The following is a 2,198-nucleotide window of genomic DNA, read 5'->3' on the forward strand; positions in this document are numbered from 1 at the left end:
AAGTACGGACTGCTGCAAGACGTCATCGACAAGATCAACACCTTGTTTGCCGGCACCGACGTCGACGAGATCAACGGCGTCAGCGCGGCCGAGACTATCCTCCGCCACGTCGTCGACAACCCGAAGACCGCGCGCTCGTGCGTACGAGCGCGCGGAGAGTGCCGTTGCACCCGCCCTCGACCTCACCGTTGGACGGTTCCCCCAGGATCGCGAAGTCGGCCTCGAAGAGATCGGGGCGCACGGCGGCGAGCAATCCGAGGCCGTTCTTCGAAGCCTCGATCTCCTCGTTGTCGTACCACATCCACGTGATGTCGATCGCGGGGTCGGTCAGTTCGGCCGCGAGCTTCAGCTGCACGGCGGTGCCCGCCTTCATGTCGACGGTGCCGCGCCCCCAGAGATAGGGCACCCCGTCGATCTCGATGTCGCGCGTCGGCAGGTTCGCGTTGATCGGCACGGTGTCGATGTGACCGGCGATCGCGACGCGCTGTGCCCGGCCGCGGTCGGTGCGGGCGACGATCGTGTTCCCGTGACGGAAGACGTCGAGGTGCTCCAACGGCGTCACCGCTGCCTCGATCGCATCGGCCAAGCTCTTCTCCTCACCGGAGACGCTCGGGATATCGCAGATCGCACGGGTGAGGTCGACGGAGGACACGGTCAGATCGAGCACCATGGGTCAAGACTACTTACCCCGTCACGAGTGACGTCGCCATCCCTCGGGGGCGATAGCGTGGAGGGATGAGCGACGCACGCACTGTATGGGGTATCGGACTCACCACGATCGCCGGGGACGGCACCGTCCTCGATGCGTGGTACCCCGAGATGCGGACAGGCGCCTCCACCTCCGACGAGGTCACCGTCGCCATCGCCGCACTCGAGCCCCTCGCCGGGCCCGACGAACGGCGGAACGTCACGCTCGAGGTCGTGCACCTGGAGATCGACCTCGACGCCGCCCCGGCGTCGACCGCGGACGCCTACCTGCGTCTGCACGCACTCTCCCATCTGGTGGTGCGTCCCAACGAGCTGAACCTGGACGGTATCTTCGGGCACCTTCCGAACGTGGCCTGGACCAACGCCGGCCCCGTCCTTCCCGCGGATGCCGCTCGCCTGCGCCCGCACCTCCAGCGCGCCGGCATCCAGGTGCAGGGGCTCGACAAGTTCCCCCGCCTGACCGACTACGTGCAGCCTTCCGGCGTCCGCATCGCCGACGCCTCCCGTGTGCGTCTGGGCGCGTACCTCTCCCCCGGCACGACCGTCATGCACGAGGGATTCGTCAACTTCAACGCCGGCACGCTGGGCGCGTCGATGGTCGAAGGACGCATCTCGCAGGGCGTGGTGGTCGGCGACGGCAGCGACATCGGCGGAGGCTCGTCGATCATGGGCACCCTCTCCGGCGGCGGAACGCATCGCGTGTCCATCGGAGCCCGCACGCTGCTCGGCGCGAACGCCGGCATCGGCATCTCGCTCGGTGACGACTGCGTCGTCGAGGCCGGGCTCTATGTCACGGCCGGCACCAAGATCGTCCTCGTCGACGGGCCCGTGACCGCCGATGGCGCACGCAAGAGCGTGAAGGGGGCCGAGCTCTCCGGTCACGATGGGGTGCTCTTCCGCCGGAACTCGCTCAGCGGTGCAGTGGAGGCCGTGCGTCGCGCCGGTGTGGGAGTGACGCTGAACGAGGCGCTGCACGCCTGAGAACGCCCCCAGGGGACGCCTGCCCCGCTCCTGCAGGCGGCCGACGACCCGCGCGGAAGTCGACATGCGGCCGACGGCATGCACGCACTGGTAGACTGACGGAGTTGCGTGTACCGCCGGTCTCGTAACATCGTCGTCGTCACGGGGTCTCCGAGGACCGAAGCGAGCGGAACCGCTCCCACCACCAGCATCAGCTGGCCTTTCGAACGGCGAACCGATGCGCAATTCCTGCGCCGTCGCCCACCTCACCCCTTTATCTCGCGCCGTTCATTCGGGCGCTGACGGAGTTTCTGCATGTCTACTTTCCTTGAACTCGGCGTTCCTGCCGAGCTCGCCGCCGTTCTCGCCGATTCCGGCAAGACCGAGGCGTTCGCCATCCAGCGCGACACCCTTCCCGACTCCCTCGCCGGACGCGACCTCCTGGGTCGCGGACGCACGGGCAGCGGCAAGACCATCGCCTTCGCCCTGCCGCTCGTCGCGCGCCTCGCCGCTTCCGGCGGACAGCGCCG

Annotated in this window: 2 protein-coding genes and 1 pseudogene; 2 read left to right on the forward strand and 1 reads right to left on the reverse strand. The window is 68.2% G+C overall.

Annotation, left to right across the window (positions count from 1 at the left end; translation table 11 throughout):
• Positions 1–136: 136 nt before the first annotated feature.
• A pseudogene (locus KZA10_RS12970) lies at positions 137–670 on the reverse strand (M20/M25/M40 family metallo-hydrolase); the annotation flags it as partial.
• Between the two features lie 65 nt (positions 671–735).
• Here KZA10_RS12970 and dapD point away from each other — a divergent pair.
• Positions 736–1,689, forward strand: coding sequence for a 2,3,4,5-tetrahydropyridine-2,6-dicarboxylate N-succinyltransferase (gene dapD / locus KZA10_RS12975; RefSeq protein ID WP_218683078.1), 954 nt, complete (start codon positions 736–738; stop codon positions 1,687–1,689).
• 294 nt (positions 1,690–1,983) lie between these two features.
• The coding region (locus tag KZA10_RS12980; RefSeq protein ID WP_218683079.1) for a DEAD/DEAH box helicase at positions 1,984–2,198 on the forward strand (215 nt) is incomplete at its 3' end.

This window comes from Microbacterium sp. BF1, assembly GCF_019279095.1.
Lineage (GTDB): Bacteria > Actinomycetota > Actinomycetes > Actinomycetales > Microbacteriaceae > Microbacterium > Microbacterium maritypicum.

What these genes read in the sequence shown, in the direction of transcription:
- dapD (WP_218683078.1), top strand. Translation starts at nt 736, where the DNA reads ATGAGCGACGCACGCACTGTATGGGGTATCGGACTCACCACGATCGCC.